The organism is Rhodococcus sp. UFZ-B548 (assembly GCF_903819475.1).
In the GTDB taxonomy this organism is placed as follows: Bacteria; Actinomycetota; Actinomycetes; order Mycobacteriales; family Mycobacteriaceae; genus Rhodococcus_F; species Rhodococcus_F erythropolis.
Window position 1 is genome coordinate 80,883 of record NZ_CAIJDS010000007.1, and the last position, 21,159, is coordinate 102,041.

At 63.4% G+C, this 21,159-nt stretch carries 21 protein-coding genes; 13 read left to right on the forward strand and 8 right to left on the reverse strand.

Annotated features, from left to right (window positions below; all coding sequences use genetic code 11):
• Window positions 1-63: 63 nt before the first annotated feature.
• The 4 genes from H7C86_RS09305 to H7C86_RS09320 all read left to right on the forward strand — a co-directional run bounded on the left by H7C86_RS09305 (window position 64) and on the right by H7C86_RS09320 (window position 4,394).
• Entirely contained in the window at window positions 64-675 is a 612-nt protein-coding gene (locus tag H7C86_RS09305; protein WP_020908101.1) for a heme-copper oxidase subunit III, read from the forward strand.
• A gap of 64 nt (window positions 676-739) precedes the next feature.
• Complete coding sequence (locus H7C86_RS09310; protein WP_020908102.1) at window positions 740-1,591, forward strand: cytochrome c; 852 nt, start codon at window positions 740-742, stop codon at window positions 1,589-1,591.
• On the forward strand, window positions 1,588-2,730 hold the full coding sequence (locus H7C86_RS09315; protein ID WP_020908103.1) for a ubiquinol-cytochrome c reductase iron-sulfur subunit: 1,143 nt from the start codon (window positions 1,588-1,590) through the stop codon (window positions 2,728-2,730). The genes H7C86_RS09310 and H7C86_RS09315 overlap by 4 nt, the downstream gene beginning before the upstream one ends.
• 59 nt (window positions 2,731-2,789) lie before the next feature.
• Window positions 2,790-4,394 carry a cytochrome bc complex cytochrome b subunit gene (locus H7C86_RS09320; protein ID WP_044480654.1) on the forward strand — a complete coding sequence of 535 codons (1,605 nt, stop codon included), beginning with the start codon at window positions 2,790-2,792 and terminating at the stop codon, window positions 4,392-4,394.
• A 148-nt stretch (window positions 4,395-4,542) separates the two neighbouring features.
• Here the strand turns inward: H7C86_RS09320 and H7C86_RS09325 are convergent, their stop codons facing one another.
• Window positions 4,543-4,839: an antibiotic biosynthesis monooxygenase gene (locus H7C86_RS09325; RefSeq protein ID WP_182261443.1), complete on the reverse strand. Its 297-nt coding sequence runs from the start codon at window positions 4,837-4,839 to the stop codon at window positions 4,543-4,545.
• A gap of 66 nt (window positions 4,840-4,905) precedes the next feature.
• Between H7C86_RS09325 and H7C86_RS09330 the strand changes: the two genes are divergently transcribed.
• Window positions 4,906-5,295, forward strand: a complete 390-nt coding sequence (locus H7C86_RS09330; protein WP_020908106.1) for a DUF3224 domain-containing protein — start codon at window positions 4,906-4,908, stop codon at window positions 5,293-5,295.
• Between the two features lie 107 nt (window positions 5,296-5,402).
• On the opposite strand, the gene H7C86_RS09335 is transcribed toward H7C86_RS09330, so the two are convergent.
• Window positions 5,403-5,819 (reverse strand): cytochrome c oxidase subunit 4, encoded by a 417-nt coding sequence (locus H7C86_RS09335; RefSeq protein ID WP_003941723.1) that lies wholly within the window; start codon window positions 5,817-5,819, stop codon window positions 5,403-5,405.
• Window positions 5,820-5,858: 39 nt separating this feature from the next.
• Window positions 5,859-6,923, reverse strand: coding sequence for a cytochrome c oxidase subunit II (locus H7C86_RS09340; protein ID WP_019748910.1), 1,065 nt, complete (start codon window positions 6,921-6,923; stop codon window positions 5,859-5,861).
• A gap of 319 nt (window positions 6,924-7,242) precedes the next feature.
• Between H7C86_RS09340 and asnB the strand changes: the two genes are divergently transcribed.
• The gene (gene asnB / locus H7C86_RS09345; RefSeq protein WP_019748911.1) at window positions 7,243-9,168 is read left to right on the forward strand and encodes an asparagine synthase (glutamine-hydrolyzing); all 1,926 of its coding nucleotides are present in this window, start codon (window positions 7,243-7,245) and stop codon (window positions 9,166-9,168) included.
• Between the two features lie 63 nt (window positions 9,169-9,231).
• Here the strand turns inward: asnB and H7C86_RS09350 are convergent, their stop codons facing one another.
• From H7C86_RS09350 to H7C86_RS09360, 3 genes are all read right to left on the reverse strand, one after another.
• Entirely contained in the window at window positions 9,232-10,209 is a 978-nt protein-coding gene (locus H7C86_RS09350) for a carbohydrate kinase family protein (RefSeq protein WP_003941700.1), read from the reverse strand.
• A 196-nt stretch (window positions 10,210-10,405) separates the two neighbouring features.
• Window positions 10,406-10,756: an iron-sulfur cluster assembly accessory protein gene (locus H7C86_RS09355; RefSeq protein ID WP_007730053.1), complete on the reverse strand. Its 351-nt coding sequence runs from the start codon at window positions 10,754-10,756 to the stop codon at window positions 10,406-10,408.
• Window positions 10,757-10,905: 149 nt separating this feature from the next.
• Window positions 10,906-11,973 (reverse strand): glycerate kinase, encoded by a 1,068-nt coding sequence (locus H7C86_RS09360; protein WP_182261444.1) that lies wholly within the window; start codon window positions 11,971-11,973, stop codon window positions 10,906-10,908.
• 134 nt (window positions 11,974-12,107) lie between these two features.
• Between H7C86_RS09360 and H7C86_RS09365 the strand changes: the two genes are divergently transcribed.
• The 6 genes from H7C86_RS09365 (at window position 12,108) to H7C86_RS09390 (ending at window position 17,236) form a co-directional block, all read left to right on the forward strand.
• A complete protein-coding gene (locus H7C86_RS09365; RefSeq protein WP_182261445.1) occupies window positions 12,108-12,764 on the forward strand; it encodes a DUF3043 domain-containing protein in 657 nt (218 codons plus the stop codon).
• A gap of 2 nt (window positions 12,765-12,766) precedes the next feature.
• Window positions 12,767-13,354 (forward strand): bifunctional adenosylcobinamide kinase/adenosylcobinamide-phosphate guanylyltransferase, encoded by a 588-nt coding sequence (gene cobU / locus H7C86_RS09370; protein ID WP_060938899.1) that lies wholly within the window; start codon window positions 12,767-12,769, stop codon window positions 13,352-13,354.
• Window positions 13,355-13,476: 122 nt separating this feature from the next.
• On the forward strand, window positions 13,477-14,535 hold the full coding sequence (cobT, locus tag H7C86_RS09375; protein WP_232816931.1) for a nicotinate-nucleotide--dimethylbenzimidazole phosphoribosyltransferase: 1,059 nt from the start codon (window positions 13,477-13,479) through the stop codon (window positions 14,533-14,535).
• Window positions 14,536-14,537: 2 nt separating this feature from the next.
• Window positions 14,538-15,305, forward strand: a complete 768-nt coding sequence (locus H7C86_RS09380) for an adenosylcobinamide-GDP ribazoletransferase (protein ID WP_081098374.1) — start codon at window positions 14,538-14,540, stop codon at window positions 15,303-15,305.
• 9 nt (window positions 15,306-15,314) lie between these two features.
• Entirely contained in the window at window positions 15,315-16,289 is a 975-nt protein-coding gene (locus tag H7C86_RS09385; RefSeq protein WP_060938897.1) for a GlxA family transcriptional regulator, read from the forward strand.
• Between the two features lie 125 nt (window positions 16,290-16,414).
• Window positions 16,415-17,236: a dienelactone hydrolase family protein gene (locus tag H7C86_RS09390; protein WP_081098373.1), complete on the forward strand. Its 822-nt coding sequence runs from the start codon at window positions 16,415-16,417 to the stop codon at window positions 17,234-17,236.
• Here H7C86_RS09390 and H7C86_RS09395 read toward each other — a convergent pair.
• Window positions 17,230-18,333 (reverse strand): branched-chain amino acid aminotransferase, encoded by a 1,104-nt coding sequence (locus H7C86_RS09395; protein WP_003941766.1) that lies wholly within the window; start codon window positions 18,331-18,333, stop codon window positions 17,230-17,232. The two genes, H7C86_RS09390 and H7C86_RS09395, sit on opposite strands and share 7 nt — an antisense overlap.
• A 32-nt stretch (window positions 18,334-18,365) precedes the next feature.
• Window positions 18,366-19,466, reverse strand: coding sequence for a glycine cleavage system aminomethyltransferase GcvT (gene gcvT, locus H7C86_RS09400; RefSeq protein WP_003941726.1), 1,101 nt, complete (start codon window positions 19,464-19,466; stop codon window positions 18,366-18,368).
• Between the two features lie 158 nt (window positions 19,467-19,624).
• Between gcvT and H7C86_RS09405 the strand changes: the two genes are divergently transcribed.
• Window positions 19,625-21,142, forward strand: coding sequence for a leucyl aminopeptidase (locus H7C86_RS09405; protein ID WP_060938895.1), 1,518 nt, complete (start codon window positions 19,625-19,627; stop codon window positions 21,140-21,142).
• The last annotated feature ends 17 nt before the right edge of the window (window positions 21,143-21,159 follow it).

Sequence of the window (21,159 nt, forward strand, 5' to 3'; positions counted from 1 at the left end):
AGCGACGCGCCGATGGTGGACCCGAGTGGTCGTCTCTTACGACGAAGCGTCATACTTCTGTCTGTGACGAGCGCAGTAGGGACTTCAGGATCGGCAATCACCCAACGCGTGCACTCGCTGAACCGGCCGAATATGGTCAGCGTTGGCACCATCGTGTGGTTGTCAAGTGAGCTCATGTTCTTCGCAGGGCTCTTTGCCATGTACTTCGTGGCACGAGCTCAGGCGAACGGAAATTGGCCGCCGGAGCCAACCGAATTGAACCTGTATCTGGCCGTGCCGGTGACCTTGGTGCTTATCGCATCTTCGTTCACCTGCCAGATGGGTGTCTTCGCGGCTGAGCGTGGCGACGTCTTCGGACTTCGTCGCTGGTACACCATCACCTTGATCATGGGGGCGTTCTTCGTCTCCGGCCAGGGTTACGAGTACTACCACCTTGTGCACGAGGGCACCACGATTTCGAGCAGCGTGTACGGCTCGGTGTTCTACATGACCACCGGCTTCCACGGTCTGCACGTCATCGGCGGTCTCATCGCCTTCGTCTTCTTGATCGCACGTACCCGGGTCAGCAAGTTCACGCCCGCCCAGGCCACCGCCGCGATCGTTGTTTCGTACTACTGGCACTTTGTCGACATCGTGTGGATCGCGCTGTTTGCCACGATTTATTTCATCCGTTAATCAGCTGTACGCCCCAGGCAGCCCCTGACGTCCAGTTCCGTCCCGACATACCAAAGGGATACAGATGAGTTCATCCCCCCCTCCCGCATCCGATAACTCAGCGAATGCCGCGAAGTCGCGTCGCCAGCGGAAAATCCGCCGGCGCGTTACCGGCGCGCTCGTATTGATGATGGGATTGATCAGCGCAGGTTTCCTCGCTTCGGCGTTGACACCAGCTCCGCAGGTTGCGACCGCCAGCGACGATTCAGCAGCCCTGATTCGTGAAGGCAAGCAGCTCTACGACACGTCATGCATCACGTGCCACGGCGCGAACTTGCAGGGCGTGCAGGACCGCGGTCCCAGCCTCATCGGCGTCGGCGAAGCAGCCGTGTACTTCCAGGTCTCCTCTGGTCGTATGCCCGCAGCTCGCAACGAGGCCCAGGCTGCACGCAAGGACCCCAAGTTCGATGCTGCGCAGACCGACGCCCTCGGCGCTTTCATCCAGGCCAACGGCGGCGGCCCGACGCTCATCCGCGACGAGAACGGCGAAATCGCCCAGTCCTCGCTGCGCGGTGGCGACATCGGACGCGGCAGTGAGCTCTTCCGGCTCAACTGCGCGTCGTGCCACAACTTCACCGGCCGCGGTGGCGCACTGTCCTCGGGCAAGTACGCCCCGGTCCTGGATCCGGCCAGCGAGCAGCAGATCTACGCTGCCATGGTTACCGGCCCCCAGAACATGCCGAAGTTCTCGGATCGTCAGCTGACGATCGAGGAGAAGAAGGACATCATCGCCTACGTCAAGTCGTCGGGCGAGTCGAAGGACCCCGGTGGGTACGGGCTCGGTGGCCTCGGTCCGGCCTCTGAGGGTCTCGCCATGTGGGCCGTCGGAATCATCGCTGTCGTCGGTGCAGCATTGTGGATCGGAGCAAGGTCATGAGCGACGCTGGCCAGCATGGCGGCGATACGCCTAAGAAGTACACAGATGAAGAGCTCGACGCGATGTCACGCGACGACCTGGTCAAGCTGGGTACCAATCTCGATGGCGTCGATGTCGTCTACCGCCGTGATCGTTGGTCGGTAAAGGGCACCAGGGCGGAAAAGCGCGCCGAGCGCAACGTCGCCTTCTGGTTCGGCCTCGCCGGCGTTTCGGCGATCGCATTCATCGCGATCTACCTGTTCTGGCCCTGGGAGTATGCAGGTGCCGGTGACGAGAACTACGGCAAGTACAGCCTGTACACCCCGCTGATCGGCTTGACCATGGGTCTGGCGATCCTCGGCGTCGGCATCGGTGCCGTTCAGTTCACCAAGAAGTTCATCCCCGAAGAGGTCTCGATCCAGGACCGCCACGACGGTGGATCCACCGAGGTCGATCGTCGCACGATCGTCGCCGAGCTCGGCGACACCCTCGATACGTCCACCCTCCCCCGCCGCAAGGCCATCAAGCGCAGCTTGATGTTCGGCGGTGGCGCTCTCGGCGTCATGATGGTCATGCCTCTCGGTGGACTCATCAAGAACCCGTGGGCCAAGGGCGACGACTCACCCCTGTGGGTGTCCGGCTGGACCCCGAACTACCCGGGCGAGACCATCTACCTGCGTCGTGACACCGGCCGTCCCGAGGACATCGTCCTCGTTCGCCCGGAAGATCTCGATGCCGGTTCGATGGAAACGGTCTTCCCGTTCCGCGAGTCCGACCGTGGCGACGAGCACGCTCTGCTCGCAGCACTGCGCGGCATTCGTAACTCGGTGATGCTCATCCGCCTCCGCACGGAAGACACCGCGCGTGTCACCAAGCGCAAGGGCCAGGAGAGCTTCAACTACGGCGATTACTTCGCGTACTCGAAGATCTGCACCCACCTGGGTTGCCCCACCTCGCTCTACGAACAGCAGAGCAACCGTATTCTGTGCCCCTGCCACCAGTCGCAGTTCGACGCACTGACCTACGGCAAGCCGATCTTCGGTCCCGCTGCTCGCGCACTTCCGCAGTTGCCTATTACAGTGAACGAAGAGGGCTTCCTGGTCGCCGACGGTGACTTCATCGAAGCACTCGGCCCGGCATTTTGGGAGCGTCGACCGTGACCACAACAACAACCAAACCGTCCAAGATCAGCGCGGCAGCGGCTGGACAAGCGGAGGCTATGGACTCCCGCTACCACCTCGCCGCAGGCATGCGCCGGCAGATCAACAAGGTCTTCCCGACGCACTGGTCCTTCATGCTCGGCGAGATCGCGCTCTACAGCTTCGTGATCCTGCTGATCTCCGGTGTGTTCCTGACACTGTTCTTCGATCCGTCGATGGCACACGTCGTCTACCAGGGCGCATACCAGCCGCTGCGCGGTGTCACGATGTCTCGCGCCTACGAGACGACCCTGAACATCTCCTTCGAGGTGCGCGGCGGTCTCTTCGTTCGCCAGATTCACCACTGGGCTGCACTGATGTTCGCGGCGTCGATCATCGTTCACCTCGCTCGCATCTTCTTCACCGGCGCATTCCGTCGTCCGCGTGAAGCGAACTGGGTCATCGGCTGCCTGCTGCTCATCCTGGCGATGTTCGAAGGCTTCTTCGGTTACACCATCCCCGACGACTTGCTCTCGGGCACCGGCCTCCGCGCCGCCTTCGGTGGTATCACGATGAGTATCCCGATCGTCGGTACCTGGATGCACTGGCTGATCTTCGACGGCGACTTCCCCGGCGACCTCATCATCCCGCGTCTCTACGTCGCTCACGTGCTGCTGTTCCCGGGCATCATCCTGGCTCTGATCGCCGGCCACCTCGCGTTGGTCTGGTACCAGAAGCACACGCAGTTCCCCGGCCCCGGCCGTACGGAACAGAACGTAGTCGGCGTCCGCATCCTCCCGGTCTTCGCAATGAAGGGTGGCGCGTTCTTCGCCATGACCTTCGGCGTGCTCGCACTGCTCGGTGGTCTGTTCCAGATCAACCCCGTGTGGAACATCGGTCCGTACAACCCGTCACAGGTCTCGGCAGGTTCCCAGCCCGATATCTACATGATGTGGACGGACGGCCTTGCTCGACTGTGGCCGGCGTGGGAGATCTACCTGTTCGGCCGCTACACGATCCCCGCTGTGTTCGCCGTCGCCCTGATCATGGGCCTCGTCTTCGCACTGTTGATCGCGTACCCGTGGATCGAGAAGCGTCTCACCGGAGACGACGCTCACCACAACATCCTGCAGCGCCCGCGCGACGTGCCGGTCCGTACCGCTATCGGTGCGATGTCCATCGCGTTCTACCTGGTGCTCACGATCTCCTGCATCAACGACATCATCGCGTACCACCTGCACATCTCGCTGAACGCAATGACGTGGATCGGCCGTATCGGCATGGTCATCCTTCCGCCCATCGCGTACTTCGTGACGTACCGGTTCTGCATCGGCCTGCAGCGCAGTGACCGTGCAGTCCTCGAACACGGCATCGAGACCGGCATCATCAAGCGGATGCCGAACGGTCAGTACATCGAGATCCACCAGCCGCTCGGCCCCGTCGACGAGCACGGACACCCGATCCCGCTCGAGTACCAGGGTGCCGCTGTCCCGAAGAAGATGAACAAGCTCGGCCTCGCCGGCAAGCCCGGTAGCGGTAGCCTCATCACCGCTGACCCAGTCGAGGAGAGCGAGGCTCTCGAAGCCGCTCATCACGAAGCTGAGCACGAGCAGCTTCAGATCCTTCTGGACTACCAGAACCGAACCAACGGCAAGTCCGATGGTTCCAGTGGAGAACTCCACTAAGAACGACAGTTGACGAGTGAGGCCCCGAACCGGATTCCGGTTCGGGGCCTCACTCGTTCTCTGAGCAATTCAGCATGACAACCTCCAGTGGGTCACCACTCCCCCGGTTCGACGTCTGAGCGCCGACAACAGCGAGCACGACGCCTTGCTAGACCTCGAGCACAGTTGAATAGTGCTCCACCGTCGGGAACGGCTCGTAGAAGTGGTGGAGAAGTTCTCGCCACTTCTCGTATCCCGTGGACTGACGGAACCCGATGGTGTGTGACTCCACGTCTTCCCACTCGACGAGCAAGAGATACCGCTCCGGCGATTCCAGGCAGTGCGAGAGTCGCAGCCTGATGAATCCGGGGACCTCGGAGATGACGGTTCGGGCCACATCGAACGCGGCCTCGAATCGCGCTGACTGCGACGGATCGACCTGCAGGACGGCATGTTCGAGGATCATCTACGGAGTGTTGCACGTTCTCGGTAGTCCCCTCGAGGCGTTGCCGCCTGGTGAGATACTCGGACCATGACATCCCATGCACGCGGCACCTTCGAGATCGATCTCCGCCCCGCCGATCCTGAGCTCTCCGGACGCGTCGGGCGCTTCGAGTTCGACAAGACGTTCATCGGCGGCGTCGAGGGCACATCGACCGGACTCATGCTGTCTGCCGGCGATCCGACAACCGGTGAAGCGGGCTACGTCGCTTTGGAGTTTGTCACCGGGCAGGTCGACGAAGCTGTGGGATCGTTCGCACTGCAGCAGTTCGGTCAGATGATCAACGGAACGCAGAAGCTTCTGTACGAGATCGTGCCGGGGTCCGGAACCGGCGAGCTGAAGGGCATCTCAGGCACTCTCGAGCTAGAGATCGTCGACGGTCTGCACCGCTACGACCTCGAATACTCGCTCCACGATTGACAAAGAGCGGTTGGGTAATCGGCACCCTCGTACCGCAACTCGTAGATACGACAACAGAGGCGCCGTACCCGGGTGGGTGCGGCGCCTCTGTTGGAGTGCGGGTGAAACTAGTGCTTCTCGGGTCCGGTGTAGTACTCGAACACCAGGCCTGCAGCTGCGGCGAGCACACAGACAACTGCGACTGCGATGAGCCACGGCTGGAAGTACGCCAGCGACACTGCCGCGAGTGCAGCTGCGGCGGCAAGCAGGATCGGCCAGAAGCTACCCGGGCTGAAGAAGCCCAGTTCTCCTGCACCATCCGAGATTTCTGCGTCGTCGTAGTCCTCGGGACGGGTGTCCAGACGACGGGCAACGAAGCGGAAGTAGGTACCCACGATGAGCGTCAGACCTGCAGACAGGACGATGGCCGTCAGTCCGGCCCACTCGATACCTGTGCGTGACAGAGCGGTGAACACTCCGTAGATGATCGCGACGAGAATGAAGAACATCGTCAGGATCTCGAAGAGCTTGGCTTCGATCTTCATATCAGCACTTGTCCTTGTTCAGTGAAGAGGCTGGCCGGCTCAGTTGCCTGCAGTGGCGACGGTTGCCTGACGGTACTCGCGGTCGGTGTTGAACGGCGTGGTCGACGTAGCCACCGGCGACTGACCGATTGCCTGCAGGGCCTCGGCGGTCGTCAGACCACCCTTGCCCTCCGCGTCACCCTTGCGCAGTTCGATGTACTTGGCGAAGTCCTCGGGCGAAACCGCACGAACCTCGAAGTTCATCATCGCGTGGAACGTGCCACACATTTCTGCACAACGCCCGACGAACGCGCCTTCCTTCTCGATCTCACTGATCTGGAAGATGTTGTCCGAGTGGTTCTCCTTGGGGTTCGGGAGAACGTCGCGCTTGAACAGGAACTCAGGCACCCAGAAAGCGTGGATGACGTCCGAGGAAGCGAGTTCGAACTGGATCCGCTTGCCGGTGGGCAGAACGAGGATCGGGATCTCCTGGCTGGAGCCGACAGTCTCGATCTTGTCGTAGTGCAGGTAGCTCAGGTCCTCGGTGCTGTTGCCGTGGATCGGGCCGGGAACTTCTTCGCCGTGATCGTTGACAGTGGAGCCCTCGGCCTTGGCAGCCTCTTCGGCTTCGACGTCGATGCCGTTGTACTTGGCACTGCCGTCGCCGAACTCGATGGAGCGGTAGCCGAACTTCCAGTTCCACTGGAATGCCGTGACGTCTACGACGACGTCAGGGTTGTCCGTCTTGTCCAGAACATGGTTCTGGACGATGACGGTGAAGTAGAAGAGAACCGCGATGATGACGAAGGGAACTGCCGTGTAACCGAGTTCGAGAGGCACGTTGTATGCCGTCTGACGCGGGAATTCCGGCGAGTCCTTCTTCTTGCGGTGGAAGATGACGGCCCAGAAGACCAGCCCCCACACCAGCACACCCATGACGAGGGCGGCTACAACCGACCACGTCCACAGCTCACGCATGCGCGTCGCCTCCGGGGTGATGCCCGAAGGCCACCCGAAACGAAGCACTTCGTTGTCGATGGAGCAACCCGACAGCAGCAAGGCAGCAATGCCCAGAGATACTGCCAGCCCCGCTCGCCGAAGGATCCGACCTTGCGCCACGTTCACGCCTTCCTGATCGCCACAAAATTCAACTAGGGCATGCCCGGAGGGAAGGCCCAATTACTACGCAGCGTAGACCAAAGCCGGGCGCTATCCATCCTCGGGTCCTCGCCCGTGTCGCGGCGGACGTCACACAGCTCTCTCAGGTGCTGCTCAGGAACGGCTCAGGTCGTTTCGGCGACGCACATCACGTCGATTCGTTCCGCCGCGATCGGCAGGGACGTCGATCTGCGGCATACTTTCGACAAGAGTTCGTTGACCTCTCCCCGACACTCGTGTCCGGGAGCCTTCTCTACAAAAATTCTGAATCGAGGAACCGGACGCTGTGTGTGGACTGCTCGGGCTACTGACATCTGGCGGAACCAGCGAGGACGCCGTCTCGCGGGTCGACCAGGCGATGCATTGCCTTCGTCACCGCGGGCCGGACGAACACGGGACGTGGAACGACGACCACCTCGTCTTCGGGTTCAACCGCCTGGCGATCATCGACATCGCTCATTCCCACCAGCCGCTGCGTTGGGGCCCACCGGAGAACCCGGAGCGTTATGCGCTCACGTTCAACGGCGAGATCTACAACTACCTGGAGATCCGCGCCGAACTGGTCAAGGACCACGACGCCAAGTTCTTCACCGAGGGCGACTCCGAGGCCATCGTCGCTGCATTCCACTACTGGGGTGAGGATGCGGTCCGGCGCCTACGCGGAATGTTCGCGTTCGCGATCTGGGACACCGACACACGCGAGCTGTTCATCGCGCGCGATCCGTTCGGGATCAAGCCGCTGTTCATTGCTACCGGCGCCGGCGGCACCGCGTTCGGCAGTGAGAAGAAGAGCCTGCTCGAACTCACCGATCTGATCGGCATCGGTACCGAGCTGGATCCGCGCGCCATCGAGCACTACACCGTTCTGCAGTACGTACCGGAGCCGGAAACACTGCACAAGGAGATCCGACGCCTGGAGTCGGGCAGCTTCGCTCGGGTGCGTCCGGGCGAGGAACCCACGTTCACGCGGTACTTCACGCCGAAGTTCCCGGCCAAGCCTTTTGCACCTGGCACCGAGAAGGCGCGCTACCAGGAAATCGCCGAGGCACTCGAGGATTCGGTCGCCAAGCACATGCGCGCCGACGTCACCGTCGGTTCGTTCCTGTCCGGTGGTATCGACTCCACGGCGATCGCGGCGCTGGCGATGCGCCACAACCCCAACCTGATCACCTTCACGACCGGTTTCGAACGTGAGGGCTATTCCGAGGTCGACGTCGCTGCAGAATCTGCCGCGGCGATCGGCGCGAAGCACGTTGTCAAGGTGGTCTCCCCCGCCGAGTTCGCCGCTGCCATTCCCGAGATCGTCTGGTACCTCGACGACCCGGTAGCCGATCCGGCATTGATTCCGCTGTGGTTCATCGCCAAGGAAGCCCGCAAGCACGTCAAGGTGGTGCTGTCCGGCGAGGGTGCCGACGAGCTGTTCGGCGGCTACACGATCTACCGTGAACCGTTGTCGCTCAAGCCTTTCGAGTACCTCCCCAAGGGATTGCGTCGGGCTGCGGGCAAGTTGTCCGAACGCATCCCGGACGGTACTCGCGGCAAGAGTCTGCTCAATCGCGGTTCGTTGACCCTCGAGGAGCGCTACTACGGCAATGCTCGTAGCTTCAACGACGCTCAACTCCGCGCCGTCCTTCGCGATTTCCGCCCCGAGTGGACTCACCAGGACGTCACCGCGCCGATCTACGCGCAGTCACGGGACTGGGATCCGGTTGCCCGGATGCAGCATCTCGACCTGTTCACCTGGCTGCGCGGCGACATCCTCGTCAAGGCCGACAAGATGACGATGGCCAACTCGCTGGAACTGCGTGTGCCGTTCCTCGATCCCGAGGTCTTCGACGTAGCGTCACGCGTGCCGCTCGATCAGAAGATTACGAAGGACACAACCAAGTACGCACTGCGTCAGGCCCTGGAAGGCATTGTGCCGCACCATGTTCTGCACCGTGCGAAGCTCGGATTCCCGGTTCCCCTGCGCCATTGGCTGCGCGGCACCGAACTCTTCGACTGGGCACATCTGCAGATCGAGGAGTCGGGTACCGACCACATCTTCGACAAGCAGGCCGTCGTGAAGATGCTCAACGATCACCGCGAGGGCGTGTCCGACCACAGCCGACGCCTGTGGACCGTGCTGACGTTCATGGTCTGGCACGGGATCTTCGTGGAGAAGCGCATCGTGCCGCAGATCCAGGAACCGGTGTACCCGGTCAACATCTAGGCCTTCGGCCCCGTGAGTGGTCAGGGAGTCTCCGGACTCCTCAACCACTCACGGGGCGGAGTCCTACTTCGGCAGGATCGTCGCGATCTCGTCCGCTGCCGCACTTCCATAAGCGTCGGTAAGGCGCTTGAGAGCCTCGTCGCGATTGAACACCCACTCCTGCGTTCCCACGGTCTCGAGGATCAGCACAGCGACCAAAGATCCCAGCTGTGCGGCGCGCTCGAAGCTCAGGCCAGCGCCGTGTGCGAGCAGGAACCCGGCGCGGAAACCGTCGCCAACGCCCGTCGGATCCACCTTGCCGGTCTCGGGCACTACGTCGACGCGCACCCAATTACCTTCGGCGTCAACAATTTCCACACCCTTGGAGCCGAGGGTGGTGACACGAATGCCGACCTGCGCGCGGATCTCTTCCTCGCTCAGACCAGTCTTCTGCTGAAGCAGACCCCACTCGTACTCGTTGGTGAACAAGTACTTCGCACCGTGGATGAGCGCCTTGGCCTCGTCACCGGACAGGCGAGCAAGCTGCTGCGACGGATCCGCTGCGAACGGGATTCCGAGCAGACGGCATTCGTCGGTATGGCGAACCATGGCCTCGGGGTCGTTGGCGCCGATCAGCACCAGCTCGACTGCGCCCGCAGTCTTGGCCACTGCCGCGAGTTCGATCTCGCGGGCCTCGCTCATCGCACCGGGGTAGAACGACGCGATCTGCGCCATGTCCTCGTCGGTGGTGCACACGAAACGCGCCGTATGTGCCTTGTCCGAGATACGGACCGCACTGCAGTCGACGCCGTTGTCCTCGAGCCACGTGCGGTACTCGGCGAAGTCGGCACCGACTGCGCCGACGAGTAGCGGGGACCCACCGAGCACGCCCATGGCGTAAGCGATGTTGCCGCCGACACCACCGCGGCGAATCACGAGATCGTCCACCAGGAAACTCAGCGAAACGTGGGCGAGCTGATCGGCGAGGAGCTGATCGGCGAAGCGGCCGGGGAAGCGCATCAAGTGGTCGGTGGCGATGGAACCGGTTACCGCAATAGTCACGGATCGTGGCCTTTCAGCGAAGTGAGTACAAGAATGAAAGAGGAGCAAAAGTTCACGTTACCGCCCGTAGCGCCGTCATCGGCGCCCGAGCCGTCAGATCGGAACGGTCTGCAGGCGAGTCACCACAAACAACTGACGCGAAACCGAATGTCGGTTCCGCGTCAGGTGTTTGTGAATTGAGTTGTGATCGACAGACTCAGTTGAACGAGTCACCGCAGGCGCAGGAGCCTGTTGCATTGGGGTTGTCGATCGAGAAGCCCTGCTGCTCGATGGTGTCGAGGAAGTCGATGGACGCACCTTCGACGTACGGCGCGCTCATCCGGTCGACAACCAGGTTGACGCCGTTGAAGTCGACAGTGAGGTCACCGTCGAGCGTGCGGTCGTCGAAGAACAGCTGGTACTTCAGTCCGGCACAGCCGCCGGGCTGCACTGCGATACGCAGCGCGAGGTCGTCGCGACCCTCCTGATCGAAGAGTGCCTTCGCCTTGGCGGATGCGGCCTCGGTCATCTTGACGCCGTGGGTGGCGGTCTCGTTCTGCACAGTCATGGGCTCTCCCTAATGTTCGTACCAACCCGTGAACGCTTCAACGGTACGCCGCTGCCGACTTATTCCCGCCAGTCCTTACCGGGTGCGATTCGTCTTCATCCTATCCGGTCTTCCCGACACGGCAACGGCGCGTCGACGCTTGTGGATCCTCAGCTCCGGGCGCCGCGCCAGATCTTCCACTCCCGTGCCGTGTGTTCGGCGAGTCCCTCGAGACACGCCGACGCTTCCTCCATCGCACGTTCCACCGACCCGGCGAACTCCGTCACCGATTTTGTCGCGACTATCGAGGTTGACGAATAGTCCGCCGCGTCGAGCGTCACCTGACCGGCAAAGACGAGCGTCGGAACTCCGTGTGCCGCCCCGGCCGAAGCAAGCGTCGTGACGAGTTTGCCGCGCAGAGATTGGTGGTCGAACTTGCCTTCACCCGTGATCACCAGGTCAGCGGAAGCCAATAGCGCCGCCTGGCCGGTGCGATCGGCAACGACGTCGGCCCCCGATCGCCGCTCTGCACCGAGGGCGAACAGCGCAGCACCGATACCACCTGCGGCGCCGGCACCCGGAAAATCCGACACTCGTTTTCCGGTGGCGGACTCCAACTGTTCGGCCCATCTCGCGTTTCTCGCTTCGAGGACAGAGACGGCATCGGCGTCGGCGCCCTTTTGCGGGCCGAACACCGCTGCCGCACCGTGCTCGCCGAGAAGTACGTGTTCGACGTCGGTGGCCGCGACCAACGCAATGCCCGCCGTAGCCGCCCTTGCAGCCTCCAAGCCGCCCAGCGCCTCCACCAGCCCTCGTCCCCCGTCGGTGCAGCAACTCCCACCGAGTCCGACGACAATCGTCTTCACGCCTGCCTCGAGCGCGACTGCGATCAGTTCTCCGACACCGCGACTGTGCGCGGCGAGTGCGCTGTCCCGTGTCGGCGGACCTCCGAGCAGACCGAGCCCGACAGCCTCGGCGGACTCGATGTACGCCGTGTCCGAATCCAACAGCCACGCGGCGTCGACGCCCACGGTCAGTGGCCCAGGCACCCGTGCGGTCCGGATGTCGCCCCCAGCCGTGGCCAAGACGTCGACGAAACCCGGACCACCGTCGGATTGTGGCGCGGTGACGACGTCGTCTTCGGGTCGGCCACGTCGCCAACCGGCAGAAATGGACTCAGCCGCCTCGACGGCCGTCAACGTCTCACCAAACGAATCTGGAGCAACTATTACCCGCATAGCGGAAGTCTAAGAGTCCCGAATGACCCCGATGTTTCACGATCTCGCGCGTTTCAGTGCCTCGGGCGATCGGGTTTTTCAGAAAGACCGAGGTCGGTTTCCCAGACCGTGCACTTATCCAATAGCCTGGAGGTGTGAAATTGCTACGCCGCGGTGACTCAGACAACTCCGACAAACGTGACGTCGAGGGCACTGAGGCATCCTCGGCCTCCGAAGAGGCGCCCATCGAGCAGGTGGGCAAGGGCCGCCCCACACCCAAGCGTCGTGACGCCGAGGCGAAGAGGCGTGGCCCCGTTGCCCCTGCCCCGCTGACCGCGAAGGAAGCCCGCGCCCGCCGTAAGTCGACCCGCGGCTCCAAGGAGGACCGCAAGGCCGAAGCCGCCGAGCGTCGCGCATCGTCGGCAGACCGCCGCGCCCGCATGCTCGCCGGCGAGGACAAGTACCTGCTCCCCCGCGACAAGGGACCGGTTCGCGCCTACGTCCGTGATTTCATCGACGCTCGCCGCAACCTCGTCGGGCTGTTCATGCCGCTCGCATTGATCCTCATCATGACGATGTTCGTCACGCCCGCGCTCCAGCAGATCGTCACGCTGGCAATGCTCGTGATGATGCTCTTCATGGTCGGTGAAGGCATCTGGCTCGGTCGCATGATCAACAACCGCGTCGCCGAGCGCTTCCCCGACAGCACCGACGGCGGGTTCAAGCTCGGCTGGTACGCGTTCGTTCGCGCGTCGCAGATCCGTAAGCTGCGCGCACCGAAGCCTCGTGTGGGACCGGGCGACGCAATCTGAGCGTGACGAACACGTATAGAACTTTGGTCCTCGGCGGCGCGCGGTCTGGTAAGTCCGCGCACGCCGAGGATTTGGTTTGTGCAGGCCACTTACCCGAAAGTTCGGCACCGATCCGGTACCTGGCGACAGCCAGACGTGATGTCACCGACGCAGACTGGGAAAGCCGGATCGACCAGCACCGCAACAGACGGCCTTCTCATTGGTCGACTGTCGAAACCGCAGCTGCCGGTGACCTCGCGGCGCAGCTCGAAAGCGATTCACACACAGCGACGTTGGTCGACGATCTGGGAACGTGGCTGACCACTGAACTCGATCGGCAAGGCGCCTGGGACGCTCCGCGCGGCACCGTCACCCCCGCTGCGGACAGCCTGGTCGCCAGTGTCGAGAACTATCGCGGACACCTGGTGCTGGTCAGCCCCGAAGTGGGTTTGGCCGTCATCCCCGAGACGCGGTCGGGACGATTGTTCCGCGACGAGATCGGCACTCTCAACGCTCGTATCGCCGCGGTGTGCGATCGTGTCGTACTAGTGGTTGCAGGGTTACCGCTCATCTTGAAAGATACTGCTGCACAACCGGAAGGCACGATGTGAGTACCGACGCCAATTCAGGGGCCACTCCAGGGGCGAATCCAGTTGCCAACCCAGAATCCAACCCTGACGTCGCGCCAGTCAGTAGCGCCGACTTCGAACCCGTCACCCCGCCCGACCTCGTCGTGCGAGCGCAGGCCGACGCGCGTCAGCGTGATCTGACCAAGCCGGCCGGTTCGCTGGGCCGACTGGAGGCTCTCGCCGGCTGGGCATCAGCCTGCCAAGGAGTTTGTCCCCCACACGCTTTCGCTCGGCCTCGCGTCGTCGTCTTCGCGGGTGATCACGGAATCGCCCGCAACGGCGTCTCCGCCTATCCGCCGGAAGTGACCGCACAGATGGTCGCCAACTTCCTCGGGGGCGGCGCGGCAGTCAACGTCCTCGCCGAGGTTGCCGGCGCCACGGTACGCGTCGTCGACATCGCAGTGGACGGCGATACCGATCCGTCCGTCTCGAACCACAAGGTGCGCAGGTCTTCCGGGTCCATCGACCGCGAAGACGCCATGTCGAACGAGGAAACCCTTCAGGCCATCGCCGCCGGCCGAGCGATCGCGGACGAGGAAATCGACGGGGGCGCAGATCTTCTCATCGCCGGTGACATGGGCATCGGCAACACGACGCCCGCAACTGTTCTCATCGCAGCCCTGACGGACAGTGAACCCGTCGCGGTCGTGGGTCGAGGTACCGGTATCGACGACGCCGGGTGGATCCGCAAGACCGCAGCGATTCGCGACGCTCTCCGTCGCGCCCGTCCGCACGTTCGCGACACAGTCGCGCTGCTGCGCACGTCTTCGGGTGCCGACCTCGCCGCGATGGCCGGCTTTCTGGCCCAGGCAGCTTCGCGTCGTACGCCGGTGATCCTCGACGGCGTAGTGGTCACCGCAGCCGCCATGGTTGCCGACGAACTGGCTTTCGGTGCACGTGAATGGTGGGTCGCCGGACACCGCTCCACCGAACCCGCCCACACCATCGCATTGACCCGCATGGGTCTCGACCCGATCGTCGAGTTCGACATGCGTCTCGGTGAAGGTTCAGGTGCAGTCACAGCGCTCCCGATTCTTCAGGGCGCAGTGGCAATCCTGGGCAAGATGGCGACATTCTCCGAAGCCGGTGTCAGCACTCAGGGCAGCGCACCTGCCGACGAACCCGAGTCGATCGACCTGACCAAGACCGATACGGCGGAGTGAGCATGGCGGGCCCGCTGTCCGGAGTGCCTCTGGCCTTTTCGTGGCTGACGGTCCTTCCGGTTCGTGGTCCCTCCGACATCGACCGAACTGCCGGTCGTCGCGCCATCGCGGCAGCTCCGCTCACCGGGATCGCTCTCGGCATTGCCGCGACGTTTCTGCTCTGGGGCACAACCAGTATCGGCCTGAATCCCTATCTCGCAGGCTTGCTGACGGTCGGTGCGCTCGCTCTCGGGACACGCGGGATGCACGTGGACGGACTGGCAGACTCCGTCGACGGACTGGGTTGTTACGGTCCACCGGAGCGCGCCCGCGAGGTCATGCACAGCGGCGGTGCCGGACCGTTCGGGGTCGCGGCACTGTTCATCTTCCTTGGGCTGCAATCGGTCTCCTTCGGCGTCCTCGCTGTTGCCGACTCCCCCACGCAGTGGATCGCCGTTCTCGTATCTGTCGCTGCGGGTCGTGTGGCCGTCGTTTTTGCCTGCCGCCGAGGTGTTCTCGCGTCGAGCCCGAGCGGATTCGGTGCGCTCGTCGCCGATTCACAACCGCTGTGGGCCGCAATCGTGTGGTCGGTTCCGCTGATCGCCGCTTCCGGCTTTGCCACCGACCGGTGGTGGCTCGGCCCTCTCGTGACCGCGTCGGCGCTGATGACAAGTGTGCTGTGCGTGCGTCACTGCGTCCGTAGATTCGGCGGACTCAACGGAGACGTTCTCGGATTCGCACTCGAACTCACTGTGACGCTGACGGCCGTCGGACTCACTCTCGGACTGTGATCCGACGTCGTGCGAGTAGGTGTCCTTGCGTACGAAGGTTGCCTGGCGGCCGAGATCTTCGTTTTCACCGACCTTCTCCTGATCGCGAATCGGGTCGCTGATGGAGCATCCGCCGACCCCTTCGAGGTATCGGTCATCGCAGCGTCGGGCACGCCCGTAGTTGCGGCAGGTGGATTTTCGCTCGGGGTGCAGGAGGGGCATCACGACATCGATCACCTGGTTGTGCCGGGGTTCGACCTCGTGCCGTCCGAAGACCCTACGACGCGTTTGTCGCTGTGGGACAGAGAAATCGAGTTCATCCGTGCGTGCGAGGCTCGCGGCGTTCGGGTGTCGTCGGTCTGCGTCGGCGCGTATCTGCTGGGCGAGGCGGGACTGCTCGACGGACGCCGATGTACGACGTCGTGGCTGTACGGTGCGGACCTCGCGAGTCGTTACCCCGGTGCGACGGTTCGAACCGACTCGTTGATCGTCCAGGACGACGGCGTCACCACCACTGCGGCGTTCACTGCCGCGCTCGACCTCGCAACAGCACTCGTGCGCGAGCATCTCGGCGACAAGATTGCTCGAACGACTGCAAGAATTACTCTGGCGCCCGAAAACCGAACCAGTCAATCTCCGTACATCGTCGACTCGATGCTGCCCGTCAAACACACACAGTTCGCCGACGACGTCGGAAGTTGGCTGGTCGAACGGATGGCGGAGCCTTACGACTTGGATCTGCTGTCCGATGCTTTTCACCTCAGCACCCGAACCATGCTTCGGAAGTTCAAGGACGAGACCGGGGAATCGCCGCGCAGTTACCTGCAGCGGGCACGGATCCGAAAAGCGAAACGGTTGTTGGAATCGACCGACTGGTCTATCGGAAAGATCTTGGGGCACATCGGTTATCAGGATCCCGGAACCTTCCGTCGCCTGTTCACCGACCGCGTCGGCATCAGCCCGGCCGACTACCGAAAGCGATTCCGCAACGGCGGCACCGGATAAGGCGTGTGGCGAGCCAGCCCGAAAACGTGGCGAACCGCCCTCTTCTGTAGTTGATCCCGCCGCCGAAAGACTGTGCAGAGGAATTGTTTCGACTACTGAGAGGGCTCACCGTGCCGAACCGGAGCATGACCGAAGACGATCCGCTCGAAGACTTCGACCGTCGAACGATCACCATCGACGCAGTGGCGAAGTCCGTGTACGTGGCCGGCGCCGGTCCCGCAGTTATCGTCATGCCGGAGATGCCGGGCATCAGCCCGCATGTAGCGCGATTTGCCCGCTGGGTGCGCGACGCCGGTTTCACTGTCTTCGTTCCGTCTCTGTTCGGGCGCGCCGGAGCGGTCCCCACAGTGGACGAGGGGCTGACGGTGTTCAAGAGAGCCTGCGTCAGTGCGGAGTTCCGCGCCCTCGCTGTCGACGAACCGAGTCCGGCGGTCCGTTGGCTGCGTGCACTCGCCGCTTCGGCGCACGAGGAGTGCGGCGGTCCTGGCGTTGGCGTGATCGGGATGTGCTTCACCGGCAACTTCGCGTTGTCGATGATGCTCGAACCCTCGGTCATCGCGCCGGTTCTCGCCCAACCGTCGTTACCGCTCGATCGACCGGACGAAACCGACAGCGGGCCCGAAGAACTCGAAGCCGTGCGCTCGAGACTCGAAGCCGACGACCTCACGGTGCTTGCATACCGCTTTCAAGGTGACCCGTTCTGCCGCGCACAGCGATTCGCGGCCTACTCGAAGGCCCTGGGCGAGCGCTTCGTCGGGAAGGTACTGCCCGACGAAGCGGCCAACGCGACAACGTCACCGTTCTTCGAACACGTAATTGCCAATCCACACAGCGTGGTGACGGCTCATCTCGTCGACGAGGCGGGATCGCCCACCACCGTCGCTCGAGACGAGATTCTGCAGTTCTTCCGCGAGCGGTTGCTCGCGGAACGAACCAGCGATCAGTGAAGCTTGGTCATCCAGCCGTGGGTGTCGGCGAAGGTGCCGCGCTGAATGCCCGTGAGGGTGTCGCGCAGTGCCATCGTCACTTCACCCGGCTCGCCGTCGGCGATGGTGAACTCGCCCTCGGCGGACTTGACACGTCCGACGGGGGTGATGACTGCTGCTGTGCCGCAAGCGAAGACCTCGGTGATTTCACCGCTCTTGCACTTGGTGCGCCATTCGTCGGTGCTGATCTTGCGCTCCTCGACGGCGAAACCGGAATCGGCGGCAAGGGCGAGCAGCGAGTTGCGCGTGATGCCTGGCAGCAACGAACCGGACAGCGACGGCGTCACGAGGCGAGCGTCGGGGCCGGAGCCGAAGACGAAGAACAGGTTCATTCCACCCATTTCCTCGACGTACGTGCGCTCGATGGCGTCGAGCCAGACCACCTGGTCGCAACCCTCGTCGGCGGCTTGCGCCTGGGCGAGGAGCGAAGCGGCGTAGTTGCCGGCGAACTTGGCCGCGCCGGTACCGCCGGGGGCCGCGCGAACGTATTCGGTGGACAGCCACACACTGACCGGCTTGACGCCGCGCGGGAAGTACGCACCGGCGGGTGAGGCGATCAGCAGGTAGCGGTACTCGTCGGCGGGACGGACACCGAGTCCGGCTTCGGTGGAGAACATGAACGGACGGAGGTAGAGCGCGTCCTCGCCACCGGCTGCGGGAACCCAGTCGAGATCGACGTCGATCAGTTCGGTGATGGAATCGATGAACATCTGCGACGGGAGCTCCGGCATGGCCAGACGGCGCGCAGATGCTGCGAAACGCTCGGCGTTGGCCTCGACGCGGAACGAGCTGATCTCGCCACCCGGCTGACGGTATGCCTTGAGGCCCTCGAAGATGGCCTGTCCGTAATGCAAAACCATTGCGGCCGGATCGAGCTCGATGTTTCCGTACGGCAACACCTGGGCGTCGTGCCAGCCCTTGCCCGCGGTGTAGTCGATCGAGACCATGTGGTCGGTGAAGTGCCGCCCGAAGCCGGGCGCCGCCAAAATGTCACGGCGCTCGGCGTCGGACTTCGGGGACGAGCTCTGAACACGAACGAAATCGGCGGCACCTGTCATGGGCGCAATCCTATCGAACGTGAAAAAGCTCTCTACTTGGTGTTGGTCTCCACGAACGGAGGAGACACCACGACGCACCGAAGAGCACGACCACGGACGTCGACTTCGATCTCGTCGCCGGCCGAGACATTGGCACCGGAATCGAGGAGCGCCAACGCAATTCCCACTTTGAGCGAAGGCGAAAACGTCCCCGAGGTGGTCTCGCCGATTGCCTCGCCGTCACGCAGAACACCGAGGCCGGCACGAAGCACGCCGCGATCGAGAGCCTTGATCCCCCAGAGTTTGCGAGCCGGGCCGGCAGCCTTCTCGTCGGTCAAGGTCTCTTTGCCCCAGAATGTCGGCTTCTTCCAACCGATCGCCCATCCGCAGCGCGCTTCGAGCGGAGAAATCTCGAGCGAAAGCTCATGCCCGTGCAGCGGATAACCCATCTCGGTACGAAGAGTGTCACGAGCACCGAGTCCGGCGGCCTGCCCACCCTCGGCGCGCACTGCCTCGAGAAGCGCACGGAACAACGGCTCGCTGTCCTCCCACCGCGGCAGGAGTTCGTAGCCGACCTCGCCGGTGTAACCGCTGCGGCACACACGAACAGGCACGCCGTTCCATTCCGCATCTTCGTACGCCATGTACTCGATCTCGGTGGGAAGTCCCAGCGCCGTCAGAACCGCCACCGATTTCGGACCCTGCACAGCCAGCACACCGTAGGCACGATGCTGATCCTCGACGGTGATTCCGTCCGGTGCGAGGGCGACCAGAGCCGCAACGACGTCCGCGGTATTGGCCGCGTTCGGGACGAGGAAGATCTCGTCGTCGCTGACGTAGTACGCGATGAGGTCGTCGATGACACCACCGGACTCGTTGCAGCACAACGTGTACTGAGCCTTACCCGGCCCGATCTTGTTCAGATCGTTGGTCAGTGCGGAGTTCACGAATTCTGCGGCGCCCGCGCCACGCACGACGGCCTTGCCGAGGTGACTGACGTCGAAGAGTCCGACATTCTCACGCACAGAGGTGTGTTCGGCCACGACGCCGGCGTACGAAACCGGCATCTGCCATCCCCCGAACGGCGCGAACGTCGCGCCGAGTTCGACGTGGACGGGGTGGATCGGGCCCTGCAACAGTTGTTCGTCGGTCATGGCCCACAACCTATCGGACTTCGCCGATCGAAACATGTCCGCAGCGAGAGCTCACCCGGCCGTGACGATCGCCCGTCCGCAAACGGCAAAGGGCCTAACATCGAGTCAGGCATCCGCCAGAACCGGACGCATCGCACACTCACCTCACAGGAGACACCTTGAGCACTCGCACAGCCCGATCGTTGGGACCCGACCTCGTTCTCGCCGGCACAGTCGCCAAGCGCGCAGAGATATTGGTCGTCGGTCTGACGTCGGGTCCGGACGGCCCCGAGATCGCACTCAGCGAAGGCATCGTCGCCGAAGACGTGCTCGCCGAGATCCTCGACAGCCTCATCGCCGTCGGCGCCACCGGCAAGCCCGAGCAGCTCACCCGCGTCCCGGCACCGAACGCGCTGTCGGTCACCAGCGTCCTCGCCGTCGGACTCGGCTCCGCCGACAAGCTCGACAGTGAGCAGATCCGCAAGTCCGCGGGCGCTGCAGCGCGCTCACTGTCCGGCATCGACACCGTCGCAACCACGCTCTCGATCCTCGATCTCGGCGCAGCCGCCGAGGGATTTGCGTTGGGCGCGTACAGCTTCACCGAATTCAAGTCGTCCATGACGGCTCCCGGTCCTGATTCGCAGCCACTGGCCCGCGTCGAACTTCTGGTGCCATCGCCGCGCACCAAGGAGACCAAGGCAACGCTGGCACGGTCGGTAGCGATCGCCGAGGCCGTCGCCACCGCACGCGAGTTCGTCAACACTCCCCCGAGCCACCTCTACCCCGCCGAGTTCGCCGCGCGCGCCAAGGCACTGGGCGTCGAGGCCGGGCTCACCGTCCAGGTGCTCGACGAGAAGGCACTCGAGAAGGGTGGCTACGGCGGAATCATCGGCGTCGGCAAGGGCTCGTCACGCCAGCCGCGTCTCGTTCGCCTCGAATACGCGTCGAAGAAGCGTGGAGCCCGCAAGGTCGCACTGGTGGGCAAGGGCATCACCTTCGACACCGGCGGAATCTCCATCAAGCCTGCCGCCGGAATGGAGAACATGACCTCGGACATGGGCGGCGCCGCAGCCGTCATCTCCACCGTCGTGCTTGCCGCCAAGCTCGGTCTGCCCGTCAACGTCGTCGCATACGTCCCGATGGCCGAGAACATGCCGTCCGCGACCGCCCAACGTCCCGGCGACGTGCTGACCCAGTACGGCGGAATCACCATCGAGGTCGTCAACACCGACGCCGAGGGCCGTTTGATCCTGGCCGACGCTATGGTTCGCGCGGGTGAGGACAACCCCGACTACATGATCGACACCGCAACCCTCACCGGTGCGCAGATGGTGGCGCTCGGCAACCGCACCCCCGGCGTCATGGGCACGGACGAGTTCCGTGACCGCGTCGCCTCCATCTCGCAGAGCGTCGGCGAGAACGGTTGGGCCATGCCGCTGCCCGAGGAACTGCGCGGAGATCTCGACTCCAAGGTCGCCGACATGGCCAATGTCACCCCGCACCGCTGGGGCGGCATGCTGGTCGCCGCTCACTACCTCAAGGAATTCGTTCCCGAGGGTGTCCAGTGGGCGCACATCGACGTCGCAGGTCCTGCGTACAACACGTCAGGGCCGTGGGGTTACACCGGCAAGGGCGGCACCGGCGTTCCGGTTCGCACGATGATCTCGGTCCTGGAGGACATTGCGGTCAACGGCTGACCACTTGCTGTGCGCCT